This window comes from Mesorhizobium sp. M7A.F.Ca.CA.002.04.1.1, from assembly GCF_004022805.1.
Taxonomy (GTDB): Bacteria; Pseudomonadota; Alphaproteobacteria; order Rhizobiales; family Rhizobiaceae; genus Mesorhizobium; species Mesorhizobium ciceri.
In genome coordinates this window covers 1-2589 of sequence record NZ_RZPL01000764.1, presented here as the reverse complement: position 1 = coordinate 2589, position 2589 = coordinate 1, and the positions used below count along the sequence as shown (strand labels likewise).

Below are 2589 nucleotides of genomic sequence, written 5' to 3'. Positions count from 1 at the left end.
GTTCTCGGAACCCACCATTTCGGCTCGGCCTGACCTGAATCTCAAAAGACCTTGGGCGAGAACAATCGCCCATGTCTGCCCACGGCCTCAGGCAGCGGACATATGACAATCAGATGTCGAAACTGACGACCTGATCCATCGTCTGCGACGGCAAAAGCTGGTCCATCTGGCGCGACGGCTGATCGCAGCCGGTCTCGCCGACGACGCGGGCCGGCACGCCGGCAACCGTCTTGTTGTGCGGCACAGGCGACAGCACCACCGAGCCGGCCGCGATCTTCGAGCAATGGCCGATTTCGATGTTGCCGAGTATCTTGGCGCCGGCGCCGATCAGCACGCCGTAGCGGATCTTGGGGTGGCGGTCGCCGCCGGCCTTGCCGGTGCCGCCCAGCGTCACGCCATGCAGGATCGACACGTCATCCTCGATGACCGCGGTCTCGCCGACCACGAGGCCGGTTGCGTGGTCGATGAAGATGCCCTTGCCAATGCGGGCGGCCGGGTTGATGTCGGTCTGGAAGACCGAGGACGAGCGGCTCTGCAGATAGAGCGCGAAATCCTTGCGCCCCTGGTTCCACAGCCAATGCGCCAGCCGATGCGTCTGGATGGCGTGGAACCCCTTGAAATAGAGCACCGGCATGATGAAGCGGTCGCAAGCCGGATCGCGATCGTAATAGGCCTGGATGTCGACACGCACCGTCGTCGGCCACTCCTTGTCGTCGGCCAGCATGGACTTGAAGGTCTGGCGGATGAGATCGGAGCCGATGTCCTGGTGCGCCAGCCGCTCGGCCAGCCGATGAATGACTGCTTCTTCCAGGCTGTCCTGGTTGAGGATGGTCGAATAGAGGAATGCAGCGAGCAGCGGGTCGCGGTTGACAGCCTCCATGGCCTCGTCGCGGATCGAACGCCAGATCGGATCGACCGGCTTCAATGCGCTGTGTCGGGAAATGCTGATGCTGTTCATCGCCGTCTCGTCCTGCGTCCTGCCTGGCTTGCCTGTTGTGCTTGCCTGCTGCCCGGCCGCACATATAAGCCAGATCATAGCACGATTGAACTCAATTTTCCTTAGTGCTTTGTCAAATGGATTTGGTTCGCGGGAATTCAAGCAGCCATGGAAAACGAACCCTTGATCGACGACGCGCTGAAAAGCGAGCTCTCAGGGCTCTACCGGGCACAGGGCCGCCACTACCACAACCTTGCCCATATCGAGGCGATGCTGGCGCTGGCTGGCGACTATCGAAGGTTGCTGGCCGATCCCGAGGCGATCGAAGCGGCGATCTGGTTCCACGATGCCGTCTATGACAGCAGGGCCAAGGACAATGAGGCGCAAAGTGCCGCCCTTGCCGAAAAAAAGCTGGCGGGCCGCACAGATCCTTCACGTCTCGACCGCATCTCGGCAATGATTGTCGCCACCGCCACGCACCAGGTGCCGCCGTTCGACGGCGCGACGGCCACACGGGACGCAAGTCTTTTCCTGGATATGGACCTGTCGATCCTGGGTGCCGCGCCGGACGCCTTCGACGCCTATGAGCGCGCCGTGCGGCGCGAGTACCACTGGGTGGAGGAGCTGATGTGGCGAGCCGGACGCAGTGCGGTCTTGAAGAGTTTCCTCGCCCGCCCGCATATCTTCCACACGCAAGAGTTTCGCCAGCGCTTCGAACCGCAGGCCCGGGAAAACATTGCGCGATCGCTGGCGGCCCTTGCAAACGGCTAAGGACAATCAGGATAGGCGCCTATCACGATGCCAAGCAGCCTCGTCCCCGACTACGGCACTGCTTCTCGCTGCCCGGGCCCTCCGCTCAGAGCGGATTTTCGGCATAGAACTCCAGCACGCGCTGCTTGAAGGTCTTGTCCCCGACGGCAAGCATATGATCGCGGCCCTCGATGTGGAAGGCCCTGGCGTTCGGCATCAACGCTGCAAGCTCATCGGGCGAGCCGCCTATGTCGTCGGTGGTGCCGACTGCGACCAGCGTCGGCTGGGCGATGCGGGCAACATCCTGCTCGCTCAGCAATTCGCGCGATTTGGCGATGCAAGCCGCCAAGGCACGGCGATCGCTGCGGGTCTGGTCGGCGAAGGCGCGAAACGACCGGCCGCGCGGATGGCTGGTCGCGGCCGGATCTTCGGCAAGCAGCGCGTCGGCAATCGGATCCCAATCGCCGACACCGTCGATCATGCCGATGCCGAGGCCGCCGAAGACCAGCGTCACCACCTTGTCCGGATCGGACAGCGCCATGAACGCCGCGATGCGCGCGCCCATGGAATAACCCATGACGTGGGCGCGCTCGATGCCGAGATGGTCGAGCAAGGCAGTGGCATCGGAGGCCATCTTGACCGGCGTATAGTCGGCCTCATCATAGCTCTTGGACGACGCGCCGTGGCCGCGATTGTCAAAGGTGATGGCGCGGTAACCGGCATCGTTCAGCGTCTTGAACCAGCCGGGCGACACCCAGTTGACATAGTGGCTCGAAGCGAAGCCGTGGATCATCAGCACCGGATCGCCCTCGCCCGATTCCGGCTGGCGCTCGAGGAAAGCAAGATCGAAGCCGTCATGGGTGAAAAACTGCATCAGCGACCCCGCTTGCGCACTCAACCGC

Annotated in this window: 3 protein-coding genes; 1 reads left to right on the top strand and 2 read right to left on the bottom strand. The window is 62.9% G+C overall.

Annotated elements, in window-relative coordinates; all coding sequences use genetic code 11:
- Positions 1-109: 109 nt before the first annotated feature.
- Positions 110-958: a serine O-acetyltransferase gene (gene cysE, locus ENZ75_RS28070; protein WP_013531333.1), complete on the bottom strand. Its 849-nt coding sequence runs from the start codon at positions 956-958 to the stop codon at positions 110-112.
- A gap of 147 nt (positions 959-1105) precedes the next feature.
- Here cysE and ENZ75_RS28065 point away from each other — a divergent pair, with 147 nt between their 5' ends.
- Positions 1106-1708: a hypothetical protein gene (locus ENZ75_RS28065; protein ID WP_063168101.1), complete on the top strand. Its 603-nt coding sequence runs from the start codon at positions 1106-1108 to the stop codon at positions 1706-1708.
- 85 nt (positions 1709-1793) lie between these two features.
- Here the strand turns inward: ENZ75_RS28065 and ENZ75_RS28060 are convergent, their stop codons facing one another.
- Positions 1794-2561: an alpha/beta hydrolase gene (locus ENZ75_RS28060; RefSeq protein WP_063168102.1), complete on the bottom strand. Its 768-nt coding sequence runs from the start codon at positions 2559-2561 to the stop codon at positions 1794-1796.
- Between the last annotated feature and the right edge of the window lie 28 nt (positions 2562-2589).